The sequence below is a fragment of the Pleomorphomonas koreensis DSM 23070 genome, from assembly GCF_000425185.1.
In the GTDB taxonomy this organism is placed as follows: Bacteria; Pseudomonadota; Alphaproteobacteria; order Rhizobiales; family Pleomorphomonadaceae; genus Pleomorphomonas; species Pleomorphomonas koreensis.
Genome location: NZ_AULH01000017.1, coordinates 25,439 through 46,615, shown reverse-complemented (window position 1 = coordinate 46,615; position 21,177 = coordinate 25,439). Strand labels below are relative to the sequence as shown.

At 65.0% G+C, this 21,177-nt stretch carries 25 protein-coding genes; 23 read left to right on the top strand and 2 right to left on the bottom strand.

The window, feature by feature from the left end:
* The first annotated feature begins 304 nt into the window (after window positions 1-304).
* The 19 genes from H512_RS0115050 to H512_RS0114965 all read left to right on the top strand — a co-directional run bounded on the left by H512_RS0115050 (window position 305) and on the right by H512_RS0114965 (window position 15,814).
* On the top strand, window positions 305-2,554 hold the full coding sequence (locus H512_RS0115050; protein WP_156899506.1) for a hypothetical protein: 2,250 nt from the start codon (window positions 305-307) through the stop codon (window positions 2,552-2,554).
* Window positions 2,555-2,632: 78 nt separating this feature from the next.
* Window positions 2,633-2,878 (top strand): hypothetical protein, encoded by a 246-nt coding sequence (locus H512_RS27005; RefSeq protein WP_156899505.1) that lies wholly within the window; start codon window positions 2,633-2,635, stop codon window positions 2,876-2,878.
* Between the two features lie 98 nt (window positions 2,879-2,976).
* Window positions 2,977-3,699, top strand: a complete 723-nt coding sequence (locus H512_RS0115040) for an RNA polymerase sigma factor (RefSeq protein WP_026784155.1) — start codon at window positions 2,977-2,979, stop codon at window positions 3,697-3,699.
* Window positions 3,700-3,783: 84 nt separating this feature from the next.
* Complete coding sequence (locus tag H512_RS24255; RefSeq protein ID WP_036792006.1) at window positions 3,784-3,978, top strand: hypothetical protein; 195 nt, start codon at window positions 3,784-3,786, stop codon at window positions 3,976-3,978.
* Entirely contained in the window at window positions 3,978-4,313 is a 336-nt protein-coding gene (locus tag H512_RS0115030; protein WP_053239921.1) for a hypothetical protein, read from the top strand. The genes H512_RS24255 and H512_RS0115030 overlap by 1 nt, the downstream gene beginning before the upstream one ends.
* Complete coding sequence (locus H512_RS0115025; protein ID WP_245585424.1) at window positions 4,259-5,188, top strand: ATP-binding protein; 930 nt, start codon at window positions 4,259-4,261, stop codon at window positions 5,186-5,188. The genes H512_RS0115030 and H512_RS0115025 overlap by 55 nt, the downstream gene beginning before the upstream one ends.
* Window positions 5,189-5,292: 104 nt before the next feature.
* On the top strand, window positions 5,293-5,916 hold the full coding sequence (locus tag H512_RS0115020; protein ID WP_026784152.1) for a hypothetical protein: 624 nt from the start codon (window positions 5,293-5,295) through the stop codon (window positions 5,914-5,916).
* A gap of 13 nt (window positions 5,917-5,929) precedes the next feature.
* The gene (locus H512_RS0115015; protein WP_026784151.1) at window positions 5,930-7,633 is read left to right on the top strand and encodes a DEAD/DEAH box helicase; all 1,704 of its coding nucleotides are present in this window, start codon (window positions 5,930-5,932) and stop codon (window positions 7,631-7,633) included.
* A gap of 207 nt (window positions 7,634-7,840) precedes the next feature.
* Window positions 7,841-8,047 carry a DUF6511 domain-containing protein gene (locus H512_RS0115010; protein ID WP_026784150.1) on the top strand — a complete coding sequence of 69 codons (207 nt, stop codon included), beginning with the start codon at window positions 7,841-7,843 and terminating at the stop codon, window positions 8,045-8,047.
* Window positions 8,047-8,814, top strand: coding sequence for a hypothetical protein (locus H512_RS0115005; RefSeq protein ID WP_026784149.1), 768 nt, complete (start codon window positions 8,047-8,049; stop codon window positions 8,812-8,814). Before H512_RS0115010 ends, H512_RS0115005 begins: the two co-directional genes overlap by 1 nt.
* Window positions 8,811-11,132 carry an AAA family ATPase gene (locus H512_RS0115000; RefSeq protein ID WP_210162705.1) on the top strand — a complete coding sequence of 774 codons (2,322 nt, stop codon included), beginning with the start codon at window positions 8,811-8,813 and terminating at the stop codon, window positions 11,130-11,132. The genes H512_RS0115005 and H512_RS0115000 overlap by 4 nt, the downstream gene beginning before the upstream one ends.
* 338 nt (window positions 11,133-11,470) lie before the next feature.
* Window positions 11,471-12,007: a crossover junction endodeoxyribonuclease RuvC gene (locus H512_RS0114995; protein ID WP_026784147.1), complete on the top strand. Its 537-nt coding sequence runs from the start codon at window positions 11,471-11,473 to the stop codon at window positions 12,005-12,007.
* A complete protein-coding gene (locus H512_RS24250; RefSeq protein WP_053239920.1) occupies window positions 12,004-12,336 on the top strand; it encodes a TSCPD domain-containing protein in 333 nt (110 codons plus the stop codon). Before H512_RS0114995 ends, H512_RS24250 begins: the two co-directional genes overlap by 4 nt.
* Complete coding sequence (locus H512_RS0114985; RefSeq protein ID WP_425414181.1) at window positions 12,333-12,539, top strand: hypothetical protein; 207 nt, start codon at window positions 12,333-12,335, stop codon at window positions 12,537-12,539. The genes H512_RS24250 and H512_RS0114985 overlap by 4 nt, the downstream gene beginning before the upstream one ends.
* The gene (locus H512_RS26405) at window positions 12,536-13,054 is read left to right on the top strand and encodes a DUF6362 family protein (protein ID WP_210162704.1); all 519 of its coding nucleotides are present in this window, start codon (window positions 12,536-12,538) and stop codon (window positions 13,052-13,054) included. Before H512_RS0114985 ends, H512_RS26405 begins: the two co-directional genes overlap by 4 nt.
* Window positions 13,051-13,260 carry a hypervirulence associated TUDOR domain-containing protein gene (locus H512_RS0114980; protein ID WP_026784145.1) on the top strand — a complete coding sequence of 70 codons (210 nt, stop codon included), beginning with the start codon at window positions 13,051-13,053 and terminating at the stop codon, window positions 13,258-13,260. Before H512_RS26405 ends, H512_RS0114980 begins: the two co-directional genes overlap by 4 nt.
* Complete coding sequence (locus tag H512_RS0114975; RefSeq protein WP_342663967.1) at window positions 13,257-13,799, top strand: DUF488 domain-containing protein; 543 nt, start codon at window positions 13,257-13,259, stop codon at window positions 13,797-13,799. The genes H512_RS0114980 and H512_RS0114975 overlap by 4 nt, the downstream gene beginning before the upstream one ends.
* 393 nt (window positions 13,800-14,192) lie before the next feature.
* A complete protein-coding gene (locus H512_RS0114970; protein ID WP_026784143.1) occupies window positions 14,193-15,560 on the top strand; it encodes a site-specific DNA-methyltransferase in 1,368 nt (455 codons plus the stop codon).
* Window positions 15,557-15,814, top strand: a complete 258-nt coding sequence (locus H512_RS0114965) for a DUF7220 family protein (RefSeq protein WP_026784142.1) — start codon at window positions 15,557-15,559, stop codon at window positions 15,812-15,814. Before H512_RS0114970 ends, H512_RS0114965 begins: the two co-directional genes overlap by 4 nt.
* 19 nt (window positions 15,815-15,833) lie before the next feature.
* Here the strand turns inward: H512_RS0114965 and H512_RS0114960 are convergent, their stop codons facing one another.
* Window positions 15,834-16,463: a DUF3489 domain-containing protein gene (locus H512_RS0114960; protein ID WP_026784141.1), complete on the bottom strand. Its 630-nt coding sequence runs from the start codon at window positions 16,461-16,463 to the stop codon at window positions 15,834-15,836.
* A gap of 88 nt (window positions 16,464-16,551) precedes the next feature.
* Entirely contained in the window at window positions 16,552-16,764 is a 213-nt protein-coding gene (locus H512_RS0114955; RefSeq protein ID WP_026784140.1) for a hypothetical protein, read from the bottom strand.
* Between the two features lie 120 nt (window positions 16,765-16,884).
* Here H512_RS0114955 and H512_RS0114950 point away from each other — a divergent pair, with 120 nt between their 5' ends.
* The 4 genes from H512_RS0114950 to H512_RS0114935 are packed head-to-tail and all read left to right on the top strand — an operon-like array spanning window position 16,885 to window position 21,175.
* Complete coding sequence (locus H512_RS0114950) at window positions 16,885-17,439, top strand: hypothetical protein (RefSeq protein WP_026784139.1); 555 nt, start codon at window positions 16,885-16,887, stop codon at window positions 17,437-17,439.
* The gene (locus tag H512_RS0114945; protein ID WP_026784138.1) at window positions 17,387-19,402 is read left to right on the top strand and encodes a phage terminase large subunit family protein; all 2,016 of its coding nucleotides are present in this window, start codon (window positions 17,387-17,389) and stop codon (window positions 19,400-19,402) included. The genes H512_RS0114950 and H512_RS0114945 overlap by 53 nt, the downstream gene beginning before the upstream one ends.
* Window positions 19,403-19,404: 2 nt before the next feature.
* Window positions 19,405-19,614, top strand: coding sequence for a phage head-tail joining protein (locus H512_RS0114940; protein WP_245585423.1), 210 nt, complete (start codon window positions 19,405-19,407; stop codon window positions 19,612-19,614).
* 55 nt (window positions 19,615-19,669) lie between these two features.
* A complete protein-coding gene (locus H512_RS0114935; protein ID WP_026784136.1) occupies window positions 19,670-21,175 on the top strand; it encodes a phage portal protein in 1,506 nt (501 codons plus the stop codon).
* Window positions 21,176-21,177 lie beyond the last annotated feature (2 nt).

Here is a 21,177-nt window from a genome sequence, read left to right as displayed (position 1 = left end):
CTCACCCGCATCTGCAACCGAAGCAGTCCGAGCGCCAGCAGGCCGCACAGCTCAGTGCGGCGTTCGGCCGGTGTCATCAGCTCGGGGGGCAGAGGATTGGGGCGTTTCATGTCGTGGGGCGGCCGTGATCGGTGGTGTCGTTACCGATCAAAAGCCACCCGGCGAACCGCGATGGGACACGCAAAACGGAGGAAGAACGGGAAATTGAACGGATAGGGAACACCATGCCTTGCCCATCCTGGTTTCCTCCGTGATTATCGTGGGTTGAATCAGTCAAGAACAGATGGTCGTGGGGGATGAGTTCATGGCGCGCAAAACAAATTCGATCGGCCCCCATGTCTTGGCGTTGATCGAGGATGCGCGGATCGATCTCGCACGAGCAGCTCTTGCCGTCCGGGAGGGTGACAACGAGCCCGACTTCGAGTTGCGTGACGACGTTCCTGATCACACCGATGAAGATGCGGTCGAGGCATTTCGCCAAGAGCTCATTCAGACGCTGTCAGGTTTCGATCAGGACGAGCTGCGACCGGCAGAGCAGCGATGCCGCAGGATCCGTGCCCTCGCCGATGGAAAGGGTGTGACCTCCCTGACGACGATCGTCGAGCAGCGGCTCGACGACGAGCAATTGGAAGAATTCGAACGCCAGCCCGATCGGCTATGCAGAAGCATATGGGTCTATCTCAACGCACGCGAGACGTTCGAGGATGCGGAGAGTTTCCATTTCGCACGGCAATTCCGCGATCATGGCAAACTCTATGACGCCTTCGAGGTCGAACTCGAGAATCATGTCGATCTCGATGCTGCGGCAATCGACGAAGCGGCGCTGGCCACCGAGATCAAGGCAATGCTTGATCTGAAGCCCGAGATTTCCTGCACAGTGAAGGCGCTCGATCTGCCTGCCACGGACGTGCACCCTGCGTCCATCATGCTGATCGTCCGGCATGGCGGGCCGCTGTCGAGCGTCCACGATCATCGACAGGATGGACGACGAGGAACCATCTACTATCGTCCGCCGAACGAGGCGACGCTGATCTATACGCCATCGCTGCGTCAGATCGAGGTTTGCGCGGACAGCCCGGTGGTGCGCCAGACAGTCAGCGACTCGTTCGCCGAAGTCGCTCTCGGCCACGACATCTCCCAGAAGCCGCTGACCTGGAAGCGATACAACCTCTCGCGGTTTCGTACTTCGCTTCTTCTGCAGCCCCCCGAGATCGGAGGCTACGCGTTCGAGTTTGCCCGCGTCGTGGAAGCCGAGATCCGACTCGGTATCTGGCGCCGCAAGCTGCAGCTCAAGGTCACCGTCGATGATGACATCGTGGAAGTGGCAGACCAGTATCTCGGAGCCAGAAATATCTTCCGGCGTGCCGAGGCTTTCAGCCGCATCGCCATCGCGGTCGCCTACAACCGGATCGGCGATGAGAAGGAGCGGACGCTCAACATCACGATCGCTGGCACGAAGAGCTGCAACCTGCAGAGCAAGACGGATCCGGAAGAGCGCAGCCTCGGCTTCGCGCTCCTCAAGGAATGGGGAATCCTGAGTGCCTTTCGGCAGATCGCACCCGACGATTTGCGCGCGATCTTTCCCGAGCTGGTTCAACTTCACGATCGGATCGAGGACGAGGTCAGCGGTGGATATCTGCTGGAACTGGGGCTCGACGCCAGCCGACTGATCGAAGGTGGTCTGCTCGAGCGCCGCGACCGGCAGGATGTGGTCCTTGTCGAGGACGACGACATCGAAGGGGAAGGCACCATCAGGCCGTCGGCGACGGAAGGCATGGTCCGCACTATCGGCCCGTTCGACGAGGACGCTGGCAGGCGACCGCTGTCGGATATCGAGATGTACGCCATCAACGCTCAGTGGCTTCACGAGACGCTCATGCGCCTGATGAACCCGCTGCTGAGCAAGCGGGCGGCCCAGATCCTGGACCCGGACCTGACCCTGGTCGGGGCGATGCAGATCGATGGCGTAGAGGTGCCCGTCTATTTCGCTCGGCGTCTCAATGACCCGAAGACCGCACAGAGGCTAGATCTGATGCTGCGCGCGCGGAACACCCCTGGCGTGGGGATCGTCTTCGCCGCGAGCCAGGACATGCCGTCACACCTCGGACCGAACGTCGTCATGCCGCTCTTATCCCATCTCGCATCGGGGGACGACGAAATGCTGTTCGCGCGCGATGGCATCGAACTCGCGTATCGTGACAGTCACGCGCTCGCGCGCGGCGGCGAGTCGCCGTGCGTCGCGCGCAGCGGCACACAATCGGGCACGCTCTATATCCCCGGCCGCGAGCCGCTGTACCTCGCCGGAAACGATCAACTTACGATCTTCGAGCGCCTTGTCGCCGCGTATGCAACGGGCACCGCGGACGTTTATGTCGGCGACCTGATGGAGGGGTTCTCGGCCAAAAGTCCCCAGCAGGCGTTCCGCAAGGAGATGTGGAAGGACATGGTGGATGTCTACATCGCCAAGGGAGCGAAGCGCGGCTATTGGCGCCTGATCGTCGCGCCGCGGCCGGCAACCGAGGCGGTCGTGGCACCCGTCGAGGCTGTCGTCTAAAGAACGTCTAAAGTACATCGGGGGACGGTCTAACAAACCGCTGATTACTGGAAGAGCTCCACCTAGAGGAGCACTTCCATGCCGACTCCCTTCCCCTCGTGCCAGGCAGCCCCGACGAGCTGGTCCGGCGCCGCGACGACCAAGCCCACCACCTCCAACTCGGAATGGCGCTGCACGCGCTGTGACAAGCTTCTCGGCGTCTGCCGGGACGGCCGCATGCACCTGCGCTTCGCGCGGGGGCACGAGTATTTAGTGGGCTTTCCGGTCCAGGCCACCTGCCGTGGCTGCGGCACGCTGAATCACGCGACCACCCCCGCGCGCTGACGCGCGCAGCCCCCCACCCCCCGAAATCGCAGAGACGCACGACGTCCTGACCTGGCCACGAGAAGGCGCCGGACGCCTGGCCGCAAGGCAGGCGTCCAATGTCCTTCGCGTGGCACGAGATCCGTGATCACCTGATGCATTCATCTTCCACCCTTCACTTCCAACGCAGTTTCGACGTCGTCCGGCGCGCGCATGATCCCCTCATAGCTTTCCGGGACCCGGCCGCCCTGCTGGACGGGCTGCATCGCGGCACGGCCGATCCGGAAGACAAGAACCTGATCCTCTCGGCGCTGATCGAGGCGGCGCAGGGCGACGGGCCCACGTCCGACTGCGCTCTCACCATGCTGATGCTGGCGCTCTGGCCCGGCCTCGACGCCATCCGGCGCCGGTCGATCTGGCGCAGGATCGGCTCTGCCGATGATGTCGCGTCCGATTTGCTGGCGCGCACCACCGAGGCGGTCCGCGGGGTCGACCTGGGACGCGTCAACCGGATCGCGGCCACGATCATGCGGAACGTCGAGCGCGACATGATCCGTGCGCGCCAGCGCGACGCGGCGCGCGAACATCTCGCCAGCGGTGCCGATCCTGACGAGGTCATGGACAACGGTGACAGCGGGATCGGCGGGACCGGGTATGAGCGCCTTAACGGCGCCGTGCGGGAGCTGCTCGGCGACGACGCCCTGCTTGTGATCCGCGTGGCGATCGAGGGCTTTTCCCAAGCCGAGGCGGGAGCCGAACTGGGCCTGACCGAGGCCGCCGCCCGCAAGCGCTACCAGCGCGCCATGCGCCGGCTGCACGACGCCCTCGAAGAAAACCCCTGAGCCGATGTCCCGATCCGATCCCGCCGGTGGCTTTTCTTGATTGAGCGCCCCGAGCGCCTTCCCTCCAACCGAAAGCAGACACGCATGAACCGCACTGCCGATCTGTCGCTCGAGGATTTCAGGCGTCTTCCGGGGCTTTATCGCCGCTGGGAGCTGACCGATGTCTGCGAGCCCAACCGCAACTATCAGATCGAGGACGCCGGCGCCCATGCCGACGGGACGCCGCTGCTGGCGATCTACGTCGCCGAGCCCGCGACCGACGTCCGCGAGGCCGCCTGATGCGCCTCCTCGATCACCTCATCTCGCGGAGAACCGCCATGCCGGACCAGCCGGACGACATCACCCGTCTTCGCAAGGCGAGCTACGCCCTTGAAGACCTCCCCGAAACCATCGCCTTCCCGCAGCGCGCCGGAGACGAGCCGCGCGAGCCGCTGCCGGTCGTCGAGGCGACCGTGGACGAGATCGCCTTCGCGATCGTCGAGGCAGAGCGGGAGAGCTCGGCCGCCTATCGCCGCGCCGCCGCGCTCCAGCGCCTCTACAAGCTCGCCCGTGAGGCCGGGTGCATCGGCGCAGATCGCGCCGCCACGGCGGTGATGAAGAAGGAGGCCCAGTGATGGCCCTTCCCATCATCGGCGCCGACGAGCGCCTTGCGCAACGCAAGGGCATCAAGGGCGTCATCTTTGGCCGGTCCGGCATTGGCAAGACGTCGCTGCTCTGGACGCTGAACGCCTCGACCACGCTCTTCCTCGATCTCGAGGCCGGCGATCTAGCGGTCGAGGGGCTGGAGATCGACACGCTCCGGCCCCGCACCTGGAAGGAATGCCGCGATTTCGCGGTGTTCATCGGCGGGCCGAATCCGGCGCTGCGCGAGGACCAGCCTTACAGCCAGGCGCATTTCGACGAGGTCTGCGGCCGCTACGGCGATCCGGCGGTGATCGGCAAGTACGAAACCGTCTTTATTGACTCGATTACGGTCGCCGGGCGGCTCTGCTTCCAGTGGTGCCGCGGCCAGCCGGAGGCCTTCTCCGACAAGACCGGCAAGCCTGACATCCGCGGCGCCTACGGGCTCCATGGCCGCGAGATGATCGCCTGGCTGACGCATCTGCAGCACGCGCGCGGCAAGCACGTTTGGTTCGTCGGCATCCTCGACGAGAAGCTCGACGACTTCAATCGTAAGGTCTTTCAGCCGCAGATCGACGGGGCGAAGACCGGGCTCGAACTGCCGGGCATCGTCGATCAGGTCATCACCATGGCCGATATCGCCGATGCAAACGGCCAGCCCCAGCGCGCCTTCGTTTGCCAGACGCTTAACTCCTGGGGCTATCCGGCCAAGGACCGCTCGGGCCGCCTCGATATGGTCGAGGCCCCCCATCTCGGCCGGCTGATGGAAAAGATCCAGCGCCCCGCGGCGCCTGCCGCCGAACGTCTGTCCTGGCCGCCAGTGATCCCGGCCGAACCTGCCGCCACGACCGAGTCCGGCCATGGCTGAGCACATCACGCCATTCCTGGTGTCCCGATCCGGTCGCCAGCATGGCTTTCCCCTGTCGACGCCGCTGCGCGTCCCACCCTCTAACAGATAAGGAGCCGCGGCCCATGTCCGGCATCTGGAACGACTTCAACTCCGCCCAATCCAACACCAACGTCATTCCGAAGGGCACGCTCGCCAAGGTGCGCCTGACGCTCCGCCCCGGCGGCTTCGACGACCCCTCGCAAGGCTGGACCGGCGGCTGGGCGCGCCGCGCCGCCACCGGCGCCGTCTATCTCGACGCCGAATACACGGTGCTCGAAGGGCCCTACGCCCGCCGCAAGATCTGGTCGCTGATCGGCCTCTACAGCCCCAAGGGCCCGGACTGGGCCAATATGGGGCGCGGCCTGATCCGCGGCATCCTCAACTCGGCGCGCGGCGTGTCCGACAAGGACAACTCGCCCGAGGCGCAGGGCCGCAGGCGTATCAACGGCTTCGGCGATCTCGACGGTATCGAGTTCGTGGCCCGCATCGACATCGGCACCGACACCAACGGCGAGGACAAGAACGAGATCCGCGCCGCGGTCACCCCGGATCACCGCGACTATGCCGCGCTGATGGGCACGGTCGCGCCGCAGTTCACCGCCACCCCGGCGCAGGGCCACGCCCCGCAGCAGCCCGCCACGGCCACCCAGCCCAGCCAGCCCGTGTCCGCCCCCGGCAACGCCGGTCGGCCGAGCTGGGCGCAGTAAGGGGAGACCGGCCATGCGCCTGCGCCCCCGGCAGAAGACCTTCGTCGAGCGCAGCGTGGCTGCGCTCGCTTCCCGCGGCAACACGCTCGGCGTGGCGCCCACCGGCGCGGGCAAGACCATCATGCTCTCGGCGGTCACCGGCGAGTTGATCGGTGCCATTTCAAAGAATACGGGGGCCAAGGCCTGCGTGCTGGCTCATCGCGACGAGTTGACGGCGCAGAACCGCGCCAAGTTCCAGCGCGTGGTGCCGGGTGTCGCCACATCGGTGATCGATGCCACCGAGAAGTCCTGGGGCGGCCAGGTCGTCTTCGCCATGGTGCCGACGCTGGCGCGGGCCTCGAACCTTGCCGACATGCCGCGCCTCGATCTGCTGGTCGTCGACGAGGCGCACCATGCCGTCGCCGACAGTTATCGCCGGATCATCGACCGGGTGCGCGAGGCCAATCCGGATGCCCGAATTTTCGGTGTCACGGCGACGCCGAACCGCGGCGACCGCAAGGGGCTGCGCGAGGTTTTCGACAATGTCGCCGACCAGGTGCGGCTGGGTGAGCTGATCGCCTCGGGCCATCTGGTGCCGCCGCGCACTTTCGTCATCGATGTCGGCGTGCAGGACGAGTTGCGTGCGGTGCGCAAGACCATGTCGGATTTCGACATGGCGGAAGTGGCGGAGATCATGGACTGCGCTCCGGTCACCGACGAAGTGATCCGTCACTGGAAGGAGAAAGCAGGCGACCGCCAGACCGTGGTGTTCTGCTCCACCGTCGCGCATGCTGAACACGTCACCGAGGCGTTCAGGGCGGCAGGCGTTTCCGCCGCGCTGATCCATGGCGATCTGGCGGCCGAGGCGCGCAAGGCGATCCTCGCCAGCTACGCGGCGGGCGACATCCGCGTGATCGTCAACGTCGCGGTGCTGACCGAAGGATGGGACCACCCGCCCACCTCCTGCGTCGTGCTGTTGCGGCCGAGCTCCTACAAATCGACCATGATCCAGATGGTTGGGCGCGGATTGCGCACCGTCGATCCCGAGGAACATCCCGGCGTCGTCAAGACCGACTGCGTCGTCCTCGACTTCGGCACCTCGAGCCTGATCCACGGCACGCTGGAGCAGGATGTCGATCTTAATGGCAAGGCCGAGACTGGCGATGCGCCGACCAAGGCTTGCCCCAACTGCGGCGCCGACATTCCGCTCGCCGCCACCGAATGCCCGCTCTGCGGCGAGGCATTCCCGCGTGAGGACGAAGGTGCTGGCGACGGCGGCGGCACTGTCCCGCTGTCGGGTTTCATGATGACCGAGATCGACCTGTTGAAGCGGTCCAGCTTCGCATGGGTCGACCTCTTCGGCACCGACGATGCGATGATGGCCACCGGCTTCACCGCCTGGGGCGGCATCTTCTGGCTCGACGGGGTCTGGTACGCCATCGGCGGGGCCAAGGGCGACCGCCCGCATCTGCTGGGCGTGGGCGAACGGACGGTCTGCCTCGCGCAGGCCGACGACTGGCTGAACACCCACGAGACCGACGAGAGCGCCTTCAAGACCCGCTCCTGGCTGCGCCAGCCGCCAACCGAAAAGCAGCTGCAGTATCTGCCGCCCGAGTGTCGACATGACTTCGGCCTGACGCGCTACCGCGCCTCGGCACTGATGACCTTCGGCTTCAACAAACGGGCCATCCTGCAGCTGATCGACGCGGCTGCCGCTCCCGAACGGAGGGCAGCATGATCCATGACCTCCTCCATCCCCATCACGGCCGAGGACCGGCGGCGGCTCTGGCATCCGCGTGGAGCGCTCTGTGCTGTCTGCCGGCAACCCACCCGTGGTTTTGGCTGGTCCGATCCGTTCCGGTCGAAGCGACCCCGGCCCTCGGTCTGGTTCTGCTCGATGCCCTGCCAGTCCTTCTGGACGCGCTTGGCGCGGAGGCGTTCCGCCATGGTTGACCTGACCGAGGAGGAACGCGTCGCCGTCACCGCCACCATGAAGCGCGTGGCGCTGCTGATGGACGAGATCGGCTGGGCCACCCCGCTCGCCGATCTGACCGAGGCGCAAATGCGCGCCCTGATCGAGGAAGCTGTCGAGGGCTTCCGCGAGGCGATGTCCGACATCGCCCGGGCGCAGACGCCGGAGGTGCCGTTCTGATGCTGGATTTCAACCGCCGCCCGAGCTTCGCCGACCGCGTCAATGCCGCCGTCGATCAGGCCCTGACCGCCGATCAGGCAACGCGGCCGCCGCGCGACTATCTGGGCGGTTCGCGCCTTGGACAGCCTTGCGAGCGCGCCCTGCAGTTCGAGTTCACGGCCACGCCGAAGGACGAGGGCCAGGATTTCAGCGGCCAGACCCTGCGTATCTTCGCCATCGGCCACGCGCTCGAGGATCTGGCCGTGGCGTGGCTGCGCGGCGCGGGCTTTGACCTCTACACCCGCAAAGGCAACCGTTCAGATGGCGGCCAGTTCGGGTTCGAAGTCGCGGGCGGGCGCATCCGCGGTCATGTCGACGGCATCATCGCGTCAGGGCCTGAGGGCTTCGGGCTCGCCGTTCCCGCACTCTGGGAATGCAAGACGATGAATGCCAAGAACTGGCGCGCCTGCGTCAAGGATGGCGTGACCAAATCGAAGCCGGTCTACGCCGCCCAGATCGCGCTCTATCAGGCCTACATGGAAGGAAGCGTGCCCGGCATCAGCGCGGCGCCCGCGCTCTTCACCGCGATCAACAAGGACACCGCCGAGCTTCACCATGAGCAGGTGCCCTTCGACGCCGATCTCGCGCAGCGCATGTCCGACCGTGGCGTGCGTATCCTGCAGGCGACCGACGCGGGCGAGCTCTTGCCGCGCATCGCCACCGCGCCGGACTTCTTCGAATGCCGTTTCTGCCCGTGGGCCGAGCGCTGCTGGGGGCTGCCGGCATGAGTGACGACAGCATCCTGCACTTCAACCCGTGGATGGACTTCAACGACGGGCCGCCGTCCGAGAACCCCTTCGGTTGCGATCCCGACCCCAAGCAGATCGCCACCTTCCTCGACACGGTCTTCAGCTGGTGCGAGGGACTGATTCCGCTGCGCGGGCTCTATGACAAGGGTCAGGGCCGGGACGGTAAGCCGCACAACATCTGGATCCCGGCCGACGATACTGCGCCCGAGAAGCTCGCGACCTTCGCGGCATGGGCCAACCGCGAGGGTGCCGCGGTCTATGTCATCCCCGGCACGGTCGCAGAACAGGGGCAGGCCCGCGCCGCCGATGTGCTGCAGATGCAGGCCATCGTCGTCGATCTCGACGCGGGCGACATTCCGGCCAAGCTCGACCACCTCACCCTCCACATCGGCACGCCCACGCTGATCATCGAAAGTGGCGGCCGCACGCCCGAGGGCGCGACCAAGCTTCATGTCTGGTGGAAGCTGACCGAACCCGCCGAGGGAGAGGATCTCGCCACCCTCTGCCGCCTGCGCGGCGAGATCGCCGTGAAGGTCGGCGGCGACACGCATTTCCGTTCGGCGCACCAGCCGATCCGGGTGCCCGGCACAGTCTATCACAAGCATGGCCATCAGCGGCTCGTGCAGATCCGTGAACATCGCGCCGTCGAGGTGGACCTTGCGGATTTCGCCGAGCGGGTCGCCGATATGCCGCCGCTGCCGGGCGTCGGCTTCGCCAGCGACCTCTCGGCCCCAACGGCCAAACCCACCATCGACGCCGTTCTCACCACGCCGGTGCGCGAGGGCGCGGTCGATGACTGGTCGCGTTTCCAGGGGGCCAGCGCCGCCATCGGTCATTACATCCGCCTGGTGCATGAGGGCCGGCTCGATCCCTTCGCGGGCTGGGAAGCGATCTGCGGCTACAACGCCGCCATGCTGCGCCCGTCCTGGCCGCTCGATCGGCTGCTGGCCGAGGCCGAACGGCTCTGGGCGCTGCATGTGACCCGCAACGGCCCGCCGCTGCTGCGCGCGGCAGGCACCGACGCTCCGGCCAGCCCGCTCCCGACCTTCAGTCTCGGCGCGCTGCTCGACGACATGAGCCCGATGCCCGCGGACATCATCGCACCGCGCGTGCTGACGCTGGGCGGCCTTCTGGTGCTGGGCGGCGCGGCCAAGGTCGGCAAGAGCGACTTCCTGATCTCATGGCTCGTCCACATGGCGGCGGGCGTGCCATTCCTCGGCTTCACGCCGCCCCGGCCGCTGCGCGTGTTCTATCTGCAAGCCGAGATCCAGTATCACTACCTGCGCGAACGGATGCAGCAGATCGCGCTGCCCACCGTCGTGATCGCTGCCGCGCGCGATACCTTCGTGGCCACGCCGAAGCTGAAGCTGTTGCTCGACGCGGAGGGCGTCGCCCGCGTGGCCGAGGCTATCCGCGCCGCGTTCCCAGATGCGCCGCCCGACATCATCGTCATCGACCCGATCCGCAACCTCTTCGATGGCGGCCCCGAAGGCGGCGGCGAGAACGACAACACCGCCATGATGTTCTTCCTCAAGGACCGGGTGGAGCTTCTCCGCGAGGCGGTCAATCCGGACGCGGGGGTCATCCTCGCCCACCACACCCGCAAGGCCAGCAAGCACCAGGTCAAGGACGATCCCTTCCTCGCGCTCTCCGGCGCCAGCGCGCTACGCGGCTTCTACACGTCGGGGCTGCTCATGCACCGGCCCGACGAGGACAGCACTGTTCGCAGGCTGGAGATCGAACTGCGCAACGGTCCCGCGCTGGCGGGCAAGCTGATCGACAAGGTGAAAGGCGAATGGGTCGAACTGAACCCGATGAACGAGCGCCTGGTGCGCAAGGAGGTCGGAGCGAAGTTCGATGCCGAGCGACTGCGTAAGCACGATGTCATCCTCGGCATGCTGCTGGACGAGGCGATCAGCGAGCGCCTCTACACCGCGATGCAATTCGCAGAGACTTTCGAGAACCAGAGCGGTCTGGGCAGCAAGCACACCATCCGCGAGCGGCTCAGCGTGCTGGCGACCAAGGGCTTCGTGAAATTCCTGCGCGACCCCTCTGGCTTCGGCTTCCCCGTCACCCGGTCGCGCTTCGGCTATCTCTGCGTCGAGGGCATGCAGTTCGGCGCACCCGTCGAGCATGTCGATCCGGCTACCGGCGAGGTCACCACAACCGCCCGTCCGGTCCTGCCCAGCCACTTCAAATGCCCCCAATCCGGGCTCTGTCTGCAGGTCGAAAACCCCGTTGTCTGGGTCTACCCGGAGGGGCTCGAAGACGACCTAACTCATATGAGTGAGGCCTGACTCATATGACAGCGCCAACTGTGCACTCAACAAAATCAGCGGGTTACGAGCAAATAAGAGTTAGGCCCCTAACTCATGCCCGAAGACTTCATGAAGTCTTATTCCGAAATGAATTCAGTCACTTGCTCTCCCCGGAACAGTTAGGTGTCAAACCCCCATACTACGTATGGGATGGCCACCCCGCAGGGTGGGCCACTCATCCCATGCGTAAGGGCCTCGCGCGCGGGCCGCCCTGACGGGTCTCCCATCTCCCAATCCGACGACGGCGGTCCCGTACCGCCAAGCACATGACCGCCGTCGTCTCCCACCCGAGCAGCCAACCACGAAGGAGACCACTCATGGCTGACCCGACTCTGCGCATCACGAGCCGTGACGCAATCCCAGCGTCGTCTGTCACGACACCGCATCATCGCTGCATCGTCGCGCTCGACCTCGGCACCACGACGGGTTGGGCACTGCGCAATGCCGATGGTCTGATCACCAGCGGAACGGTGTCGCTGCGTCACAGTCGCTTCGATGGTGGCGGTATGCGCTATCTGCGCTTTGCCAACTGGCTTGCCGAGACCGACCGGCTGTCCGGCCCGATTGCCGCCATCTGGTTCGAGGAGGTCCGTCGCCATGCCGGTACCGATGCCGCGCATGTCTATGGCGGGTTGATGGCCACGCTGACGGCGTGGTGCGAGCACCACGGTATCGCCTATCAGGGTGTCCCGGTCGGCACCATCAAGCGGCACGCGACGACCAAAGGCAATGCCGACAAGGCCGCGATGATCACCGCTATTCGTGACCGCGGCTTTGCACCCGCCGATGACAACGAGGCCGACGCCATCGCGCTCCTGCTGTGGGCGATCGAGACCAGCGGAGGTGTGCGATGACGCGCTTTCGTCTTCCCGATCGCCGCGCCGCCGAGACGATTGCGCTCGAGCATGGCGGTGCGCGCTTCATGGTCACGATCGGGTTCTATCCCGACGGCCGGCCTGGCGAGGTGTTCATTCATGGCGCTCGCAGCGGGTCGAGCATGGATGCACTGCTGGCGGATGCCTGCGTCGTGGTGTCCTGCTTGATCCAGCATGGCGTGGTGCCGAACGATCTGGCCGCCAGCATGGGACGCTTCGGCAATGCCGCGCCGGCCTCGGTTATCGGCGCTGTCGTCGATCTGGTTGCCGCTGCAGGGACCGCGCTGATGCCGGAGGTGCAGCCGTGAGAACCATGCGCTTCATGCCACCCGGCTATGGCGGTCACCGCCGCGATCCCGATCAGATCAAGCGCGACGGTTGGCGCGATCAGGGACTGCTTGCCGTGTCGCTCGACGATCACCGGCTCACCTGGCCGGAACGCGAACTGGTCCGGCAGCTCGGCGACCGGCTTTACGGTGCGCGTCCCTTGCAGAACGAGGTGCGGAAATGACCCAGTGGACACCAAGCCTCGTCGAAGCGCGACTCTCCGAAGCCGCATCGGTGTTGAAACGCCTTCCAGAGCGGCGCCGGCAAGACTACTTTAATACCTGGCCGGAATATCTGCTCGAGTTCGCCGACCTGGTCGGACAGGAACCAAAACCGATGCGCGTGCTGCCGTCGCCTGCCGCCATCAGCCGGATGGAGGAGACACTCGGCTGGACGATTGGTCTCGATCCGATCGATGGCAAGATCGTCTGGTTGCGTGCGCACGGCGAGCGCTGGAAAGCCATCTGCTGGACGGTCGGGTTGCAGCGCTCCGCCGCCAACGAACGCTGGCTTTATGCGCTCTGCGTCATCGCCTGCCGCTTGAACCAGAAACCAGTCCCGCAAGGCCGGTCGCGGCGACGTGTCATCGACAGCGTGCGAGACGTAGGCGCGCGCGACGCAACGCACAGCGGGCCAGATGGGCGTTCGAGGAACAATGCTGTCACTGAAACATTTTCAAAACAATGGAGGACGATATGAGCAAATTTTCTGTTGGTGATCACGTCAGCTGGAATTCCGAAGCTGGCCGGGTCAGCGGCAAGATCGTCAAGGTTCATCACGCTGATTTCGACTACAAGGGGCATACGCATCGCGCGTCGAAAGATGATCCGCAATATGAAATCAAAAGCGACAAGACCGATCACATCGCCGCGCACAAGGAAGGCGCATTGACGAAGACCAAATGATGGTGGCGCAATTTACCACCATCGGACATTCCAGCCGCAGCCTCGATGAGTTTCTCGACATGCTGCGCGAGGCGCAAGTCAAGCTGCTGATCGACGTTCGCTCGTTTCCACGATCGCGCACCAATCCCGTGTTCAACATCGACAGCTTGCCGGACGATCTCGCGGATATACAAATCGGCTATCGCCACTGCGCGGCATTGGGTGGGCGGCGATCGAAGCAGCCTGGTATCGACGAAACCACCAACGCCATGTGGCGGGTGCGGAGTTTTCACAACTACGCCGATTACGCGCTGGGTGATGAGTTCGCTGGCGCATTCAATGAACTGCTCCGCCTCGGTCGCAATCAGCGCGTGGCGCTGATGTGTTCGGAAGCGGTCTGGTGGCGATGCCATCGCCGTATCATCACCGACTACCTGCTACTGAACGGTCACGCCGTCGATCATCTGATGGCGCCCGGCCACGTCGATCACGCTACGCCAACGCCCGGAGCGCAGAAAACAACGCAGGGAAAGGTCGTCTATCCGGCTGCCAGCATGTAATCGTGGTCTCTCGAAGAAGAGAGAATAGTGTCCGGCGGACACTTTTCGAACGGACAAAAACGGCGGATCGGGCTAGGTTTCGGACTATCCTCGGGAGCGGCGCGCGTATCGCAACTCGCTCTCGCCTCCAGACGAATTCAGGGTCCTTCCTGGCGAAAATCGTATGCTGGCGGGCGAGGCGCGGCGCATCGCCAGCGACAGGGCCGGATTTTTGGGAAGCCACCCCGTCCGGAAGTCACCCCGATAGCTCGAAATTACCGCGCAATAACAAACCCTTCCTTGGTGAATTCGGGGTGGATTTCCTGGACTCCGAAATCCAGTCGGAAGCCGGTGGAAACCGCCAGTCGGGATCCACCGCGCGGAAGTCCCCCAATATAATCGACAGGATTGTTCATGACCCTCGCCTTCGCTCCCGAGCGGATCGAGCAGTGGCCGCTTGCGCGCCTGCAGCCTTACGCGAAGAACGCAAAGGTGCATGGCGCCGATCAGGTGGCGAAGATCGCAGCCAGCATGGCCGAATTCGGCTGGACCGTGCCGTGCCTGGTGGCCGACGACGGCGAATTGATCGCGGGCCATGGCCGGGTGTTGGCGGCGGCGCAGCTCGGGCTGCTTGAGGCGCCGGTGATCGTGCTCGGGCATCTGACCGAGGCGCAGCGCCGCGCCTATCGTCTGGCCGACAATAAATTGACCGAACTCGGAACATGGGACGAGGCGCTGCTCGCAGCCGAATTGAACGAACTGTTGGCGGAAGATTTCGATCTGTCGCTGGTCGGGTTCTCCGATGGTGAGCTGGACAAGCTGCTGGCCTATGTGCCCGAGGGTGATGATGGTGACGACGCCAGCGTGCCGCCGATCACTATCCCCGAGCCTCCGCGCAATCCGGCCTCGCGCACCCATGATCTGTGGATCCTCGGCGACCATCGGCTGTTATGCGGCGACAGCACAAACCATACTGATGTGCGCCGCCTGATGAACGGCGAGCGCGCGATCCTGTTCGCGACCGATCCGCCTTACCTTGTCGATTACGATGGCACCAATCATCCGACGCAGAACAAGGATTGGTCGCCGTCCTACGGCACCACCTGGGATGACTCATCGCAGGGCGCCGAGCTTTACGACAATTTCATCGCCGCTGCCGTTGCCGAGGCGATCGCGGAAGATGCCGCATGGTATTGCTGGCACGCGTCGCGCCGCCAGGCGATGCTGGAGGATTGTTGGGAAAAGGCCGGCGCGTTCGTGCATCAGCAGATCATCTGGGTGAAGGATCGCGGCGTCCTGACGCGATCTCACTACCTCTGGAAACACGAGCCGTGCTTCATGGGCTGGATCAAGGGCAAGCGCCCGCCCAAGGTGGCGGAAGCAACGCTGCCCTCGACCTGGCTGCTGCCGAGTTTTGCCAAGGATGAGCGGCCGGATCATCCGACGCCGAAGCCGCTCGACGCCTTCGGCATTCCGATGCGCCAGCATGTTACGCGCGGCGGGCTGTGCTACGAGCCATTTTCGGGCTCCGGCTCACAGATCATGGCCGGCGAAGCCAATGGCCGTCGCGTCTACGCCATGGAGATCAGCCCGGCCTATGTCGATGTTGCGATCGAACGCTGGCAGACCGCAACCGGCAAGGATGCAATTCTTGATGGCGACGGGAGAACATTTGCTACGGTGAGAACGGAGCGGCTGGGCGGCGACACTGACAGTGATGTCGCCAGTCATGAGACCTGTGAGGCGACCAGCGTCAAGCGCAGGAAACGCAAGGCGGCATGAAACAATCGCGCACCATGTCGCTGGTGGAATCGCTCACCAACGTCGTTGTCGGTTACGGCATTGCCGTGGTGACGCAGGTGCTGGTGTTACCGCTGTTCGAGCTTACCGTCACGTTAACCGAGAACATGGTGATCGGCGTGATCTTCACCGCGGTATCGATCGCGCGCAGCTTTACGTTGCGGCGGGTGTTCGAGGTCATCCGGATGCGGAGCGCCAACGAGGCAACCGCCGCCCCATCGGGGCGACGGCTGTGACAGGATGAGAGCTGCGGCATCAGGCTGCGGGCAGCCGGTAGACGCGCCCGCGACCTTCAATCTTCTCGCTAGTGACGACCAGCCCGAGCTTCTTCTTGAGCGCGCCCGCCATGGCACCTCGCACGGTGTGCGGTTGCCATTCGGTGGCGGCGACGATCTCGGCAATGGTTGCGCCATCTTCTGCGCGCAGCATCGCGATCAGTGTCGCCTGCTTGGTCCCTTCGCGCAGCGTGCGCTGTGCACGCGACGTTGCGCCAGCGGGCGCGGTGGGCGCGACTTCGGTCACGGTGGTGCCATGGCCCGCCTCGTCGGCCGTAGCGTCCGTGTCGGCGCCTGTGGCGGAACCGGGCGCGTCCGGTTCACGTGTCTCGTCGAGCACGATGCCGATGGCGGCAAGTCCAGCATCTGTGGCGACCAGCGTCATGCCGAGACCGTCGCCGGTCTCGCGCCAGATTGGGTCGCTCAGATGCGGCTGCAAAGCGATACGCCGCGCCTCGACCTCTTCAATAAGGCCCTTGGCAATCATGGTGCTGACCACCTTGGTGGCTGCACCACCTTTCAAATTGGCCGGCAGCGGCAGGGCGATGCGGTCGTCGCGCTGGGCGGCGGCGCTGAGAATGATGAGTTGGGTGTCGGAAAGTTGAGCCATCGTGGCCTCCGTATTCGGGCGTGCGGGATGCAAACTCTTCTACGAGGCCAAGCCCGCCAGTCGGCGGGCGGACCCGGAATTGTTGGTGCTATTGGGCGTACTCGCCTTCGTGGAAAGCGCTGTCGCAGATCTCGCGCAGCCTCCCGCGGTAGTGGTCCAGCGTGCCGACATCGGCCCAGTTGATTGCGTCGGGGTCGGTATTGAAGTGCTCGTCGCTCAGCGACTTGAGGCGCTCGAGCATGTCGTCGATTTCGAGCTTGGCGGCAATGAAGGCGTCGATGGCTGTTCTGGCGTTCGTCATGGCGTGGTCCTTTCTGTTCGTGCTCACAGTGATGCTCTGAACGACAGGATCATCAACTGAATAAGACGATCATTTCATTGCTATTTCCGAGCCATTGCCGAGCTGGATAGGGGGCGTGCGATGGAGGGCGTGAGTGAGCGCCAGTACGCCGCGCATGCCGGGCTGTCGCGCGGTGCCATCCAGAAAGCGAAGACGGCCGGGCGGATGGTGCTTCATCCCGACGGCAGCATCGACGCACAAGCCAGCGACACTCGTCGCGCGGAGACGACCGACCCGTCGAAGACCAGGAGGCCGCCAAAACTGAAGCCGGTGTCAGAAGCGGCCGTAACGGCCGTCGGCGACACGCTGCGCGAACAGGGTCTTGCCGCGCCGATGGTTGGCGGCGGCACAACCTTTCTGCAGGCCAAGACCGCCAACGAGGTGTTGAAGGCGCAGGAGCGGCGGCTGAAGCTCCTCAAGCTCAAGGGAGAATTGATCGACCGCAGCCGGGCCACCTTGCTGGTGTTCCGGCTGGCACGCGAGGAGCGTGACGCATGGGTGAACTGGCCGGCACGGGTGGCAGCACTGATGGCGGCTGAGCTCGGCATGGAGCCGGCCGCGATGCAGAGGGTCCTTACGAGTCATGTACGCGCCCACCTCGACGAACTCGCCGAGGTCCGGCCCGATTTCCGGTGAGGATCGCGGTGGTGATGATGACCTGACCGCATTTGATGGTGCGACGGACATCCAGCGCACCTGGAGCGCTGGTCTCACACCCGACCCCGACCTGACCGTTTCGCAATGGGCGGACCGGCATCGCCGATTGTCGTCGCGCGCTTCAGCCGAACCGGGACGCTATCGCACCATGCGCACGCCTTACATGCGCGAGATCATGGATCGGTTGTCGCCAAGTGATCCGACGCAACGTGTCGTGTTCATGAAAGCCGCACAGGTCGGCGCCACCGAAGCGGGAAACAACTGGATCGGTTTCGTGGTCCATCAGGCGCCGGGGCCGATGCTGGCAGTCCAGCCGACGGTGGAGCTCGCCAAGCGCAATTCGCGCCAGCGCATCGATCCGCTGATCGACGAGAGCCCCGAGCTGCGGGATCGGGTCAAGCCGCCACGCTCGCGCGACTCCGGCAACACCATGCTGTCGAAGGAATTCGCCGGCGGCATCCTGATCATGACGGGCGCCAATTCCGCCGTCGGCCTGCGCTCGACGCCGGCACGCTACATCTTTCTTGACGAGGTCGATGCCTATCCGGCCTCGGCCGACGAGGAAGGCGACCCGGTAACGCTCGCCGAAGCAAGGTCGCTGACCTTCGCGCATCGGCGCAAGGTGTTGCTGGTTTCGACGCCGACGATCCGCAGTCTCTCGCGCATCGAGCGGGAATATGAGGCCAGCGATCAGCGCAGGTTCTTCGTGCCGTGTCCGCATTGCAGTCAGATGCAGTGGCTGAAGTTCGAACGCCTGCGTTGGGACAAGGGTAAGCCAGAGACGGCAAAATATCATTGCGAGGGCTGCGACGCTGCGATCGCCGAACACCACAAGACTTTGATGCTCGAGGCGGGCGAATGGCGGGCAACCGCCACCTCAAGCGATCCACGGACGGTCGGCTATCACCTCTCGGCGCTCTATTCGCCGGTAGGCTGGATGAGCTGGATGCAGATCGCGAGAAGCTGGGAAGCTGCTCGAGGAGCCGACGAGGCGATCAAGGCGTTCCGTAACACCATTCTCGGCGAGACCTGGGTTGAGACCGGCGAGGCACCCGACTGGCAACGGCTCTACGACCGTCGCGAGCGCTGGAAATCGGGCACGGTGCCTATGGGCGGGTTGTTCCTGTCGGCGGGCGCCGACGTTCAGAAGGACCGCATCGAGGTCGATGTCTGGGCCTGGGGCCGCGGGCTGGAGAGCTGGCTCGTCGACCACATCGTCATCGAGGGCGGACCGGATCGCCATGACGCGTGGTCGGATCTGGCCGCGCTGCTCGATCGCTCATGGCCCCATGAACGCGGCGCGCATTTGCGGATTGCGCGGCTTGCCATCGACACCGGCTTCGAGGCGCCCGCGGTCTATGCCTGGTCGCGCCGGCAAGGTTTTGCGCAGGTCGCACCGGTGAAGGGTGTCGAGGGCTTCAACCGCTCGAGCCCGGTCTCGGGTCCGACCTTTGTCGATGCGACCGAAGGCGGCAAACGGTTGCGCCGCGGCGCGCGGCTGTGGACAGTGGCGGTGTCGACCTTCAAGGCCGAGACCTATCGCTTCCTGCGGCTCGCGCGGCCGACGGAGGAAGAGCGCGCGCAAGGTGCCACATTCCAACCGGGCACGGTGCATCTGCCGCACTGGGTCGACAATGAATGGTTGAAGCAGTTCGTCGCCGAGCAGCTGGTAACCGTGCGCACAAAACGCGGCTTCGCTCGGCTCGAATGGCAGAAACTGCGCGAGCGCAACGAGGCACTGGATTGCCGGACTTACGCCCGCGCTGCGGCCTGGATCGTCGGTGCGGATCGCTGGGATGAGTCGAGGTGGCGCGACCTCGAGGATCAGCTTGGGGCGGCCGCCACCGACAGCGATCCTGCGGGGCAGATCAACAGGCCCGCGCTGACACCGCAGACGAAACGACGCTCCGATTGGCTCAGCCGGCGCGAAGGATGGTTTTGACCGTGACTGATTGGACCGCGAGCGAGCTGTCGGCGCTGCGGCGCGCCTATGCCAGCGGCACCACGCGGGTGAGCTATGACGGGAAATCCGTCGACTACGGCACAGCCGAGGATCTGCTCGCGCGCATCCGCACCATCGAGCGTGCCGTCGTCGGCACGGACAGGCCGCTGCCGGTCGCCGGACTCGCTGGCTTCGTGCGCGGGGACAAATAATGATGGGCATGACCTTATCCAAAAACCGGTTCCCACTTTTTGGGGCCATGCCGTGATGCCGGCCAACTGGTTCGACCGCGCCATTGCCACAGTGGCGCCGCGTGCCGCAGCCCGCCGCGTGCTCGCCCGTCAGGCCTTCGAGACGCTGACGCGCGGTTACGATGGCGCGACCAAGGGTCGGCGTACCGATGGCTGGCGTGCACCGGGTTCGTCGGCCGACACCGAGATCGGCGTGGCTGGCGCGCTGCTGCGCGACCGGATGCGCGATCTGGTGCGCAACAATCCACATGCCGCGAAAGCGGTGGCGGTGCTGGTCAACAACATCGTCGGCGCCGGCATCATGCCGCGCGCCGCCAGCGGCGACGAGGCGCTCGACCGCAAGGTCGATACTCTCTTCGAACGCTGGACGGCGGATTGCGATGCCGACGGTCAGCTCGATTTCTATGGACTGCAAACCCTGATCTGCCGCGAGATGATCGAGGCCGGTGAAGTGCTGGTGCGCCGCAGGTTACGCCGCGCCGCCGATGGTCTGCCGGTGCCGCTGCAGTTGCAGGTGCTGGAGGCCGACTTCCTCGACGCCATCAAATCCGGCGTCATTGGCGCGGGCCGCCTGGTGCAGGGCATCGAGCTTGATGCTCTCGGCAAGCGTCGGGCCTATTGGCTGCATACCGAGCATCCGGGTGATGCGTATGGTACATTGCAGAACGGCGCGCAGAGTCGCCCGGTATCTGCCAGCGAGATCGCTCACATCTACGAGAAACAGCGCACACAGGTGCGCGGCGTGCCTTGGGGCGCGCCGGTCATCCGCAGCTTGCGTGATCTCGACGACTACGAGGTGGCCGAGATCGTGCGCAAGAAGACCGAAGCCTGCGTCACGGCCATCGTCTTCGGCGATGATGAAGCACAGCAGGGCATTGCACCTGCCGTCGTCGATGCCGACGGCAATCGGGTCGAACAGTTCGAGCCGGGGCTGATTGCCTATGCCCGCGGCGGCAAGGACATTCGCTTCAATCAGCCCGCTGCCACCGGCGGCTATGGCGAATACAAGCGCGCCAGCCTGCACACCATCTCGGCCGGCTTCCGTGTGCCCTATGAGTTACTGACCGGCGACCTCAGCCAGGTGAACTATTCCTCGATCCGGGCCGGCCTGGTCGAATTTCGCCGCATGATCGATGCCGTGCAGTGGCAGCTGTTCATCCCGATGCTGTGTGTGCCGGTGTGGCGCTGGTTCATCGAGGCGGCATGGGCCGCGGGCCAAATCCCGACGTCCGATGTTCCGGTTGAATGGTCGCCGCCGAAGTTCGAGGCGGTCGATCCCTACAAGGACGCGATGGCGAACCTGCTGTCGATCCGCTCCGGCACCATGACGCTGGCCGAAGTGATCGCCCAGCAGGGCCGTAATCCCGATCAGGTGCTGACCGAGATCGCCGCCACCAACGCCAAGCTCGATGCGCTGGGGCTCATTCTCGACAGCGATCCGCGTCGCGTCACCAAGACCGGCATCGCGCAGCGGGATGATCCGGCGGCGCCTGAGCCGGCGCGCGCCGAATCCGATCAATAGGA

Bases quoted from the DNA above. Each gene is read 5' to 3' on its own strand.
- H512_RS24255 (WP_036792006.1), top strand. From the start codon at position 3,784: ATGAACCGCACTGCCGATCTGTCGCTCGAGGATTTCAGGCGTCTTCCG.
- H512_RS0115050 (WP_156899506.1), top strand. From the start codon at position 305: ATGGCGCGCAAAACAAATTCGATCGGCCCCCATGTCTTGGCGTTGATC.
- H512_RS0114955 (WP_026784140.1), bottom strand. From the start codon at position 16,764: ATGACGAACGCCAGAACAGCCATCGACGCCTTCATTGCCGCCAAGCTC.
- H512_RS0114980 (WP_026784145.1), top strand. From the start codon at position 13,051: ATGAGCAAATTTTCTGTTGGTGATCACGTCAGCTGGAATTCCGAAGCT.
- H512_RS0114935 (WP_026784136.1), top strand. From the start codon at position 19,670: ATGCCGGCCAACTGGTTCGACCGCGCCATTGCCACAGTGGCGCCGCGT.
- H512_RS0114970 (WP_026784143.1), top strand. From the start codon at position 14,193: ATGACCCTCGCCTTCGCTCCCGAGCGGATCGAGCAGTGGCCGCTTGCG.
- H512_RS24250 (WP_053239920.1), top strand. From the start codon at position 12,004: ATGACGCGCTTTCGTCTTCCCGATCGCCGCGCCGCCGAGACGATTGCG.
- H512_RS0115015 (WP_026784151.1), top strand. From the start codon at position 5,930: ATGCGCCTGCGCCCCCGGCAGAAGACCTTCGTCGAGCGCAGCGTGGCT.
- H512_RS26405 (WP_210162704.1), top strand. From the start codon at position 12,536: ATGACCCAGTGGACACCAAGCCTCGTCGAAGCGCGACTCTCCGAAGCC.
- H512_RS0115040 (WP_026784155.1), top strand. From the start codon at position 2,977: ATGTCCTTCGCGTGGCACGAGATCCGTGATCACCTGATGCATTCATCT.
- H512_RS0114965 (WP_026784142.1), top strand. From the start codon at position 15,557: ATGAAACAATCGCGCACCATGTCGCTGGTGGAATCGCTCACCAACGTC.
- H512_RS0115020 (WP_026784152.1), top strand. From the start codon at position 5,293: ATGTCCGGCATCTGGAACGACTTCAACTCCGCCCAATCCAACACCAAC.
- H512_RS0115030 (WP_053239921.1), top strand. From the start codon at position 3,978: ATGCGCCTCCTCGATCACCTCATCTCGCGGAGAACCGCCATGCCGGAC.
- H512_RS0115000 (WP_210162705.1), top strand. From the start codon at position 8,811: ATGAGTGACGACAGCATCCTGCACTTCAACCCGTGGATGGACTTCAAC.
- H512_RS0115010 (WP_026784150.1), top strand. From the start codon at position 7,841: ATGGTTGACCTGACCGAGGAGGAACGCGTCGCCGTCACCGCCACCATG.
- H512_RS0114950 (WP_026784139.1), top strand. From the start codon at position 16,885: ATGGAGGGCGTGAGTGAGCGCCAGTACGCCGCGCATGCCGGGCTGTCG.
- H512_RS0114975 (WP_342663967.1), top strand. From the start codon at position 13,257: ATGATGGTGGCGCAATTTACCACCATCGGACATTCCAGCCGCAGCCTC.
- H512_RS0115005 (WP_026784149.1), top strand. From the start codon at position 8,047: ATGCTGGATTTCAACCGCCGCCCGAGCTTCGCCGACCGCGTCAATGCC.
- H512_RS0114995 (WP_026784147.1), top strand. From the start codon at position 11,471: ATGGCTGACCCGACTCTGCGCATCACGAGCCGTGACGCAATCCCAGCG.
- H512_RS27005 (WP_156899505.1), top strand. From the start codon at position 2,633: ATGCCGACTCCCTTCCCCTCGTGCCAGGCAGCCCCGACGAGCTGGTCC.
- H512_RS0114945 (WP_026784138.1), top strand. From the start codon at position 17,387: ATGTACGCGCCCACCTCGACGAACTCGCCGAGGTCCGGCCCGATTTCC.
- H512_RS0114960 (WP_026784141.1), bottom strand. From the start codon at position 16,463: ATGGCTCAACTTTCCGACACCCAACTCATCATTCTCAGCGCCGCCGCC.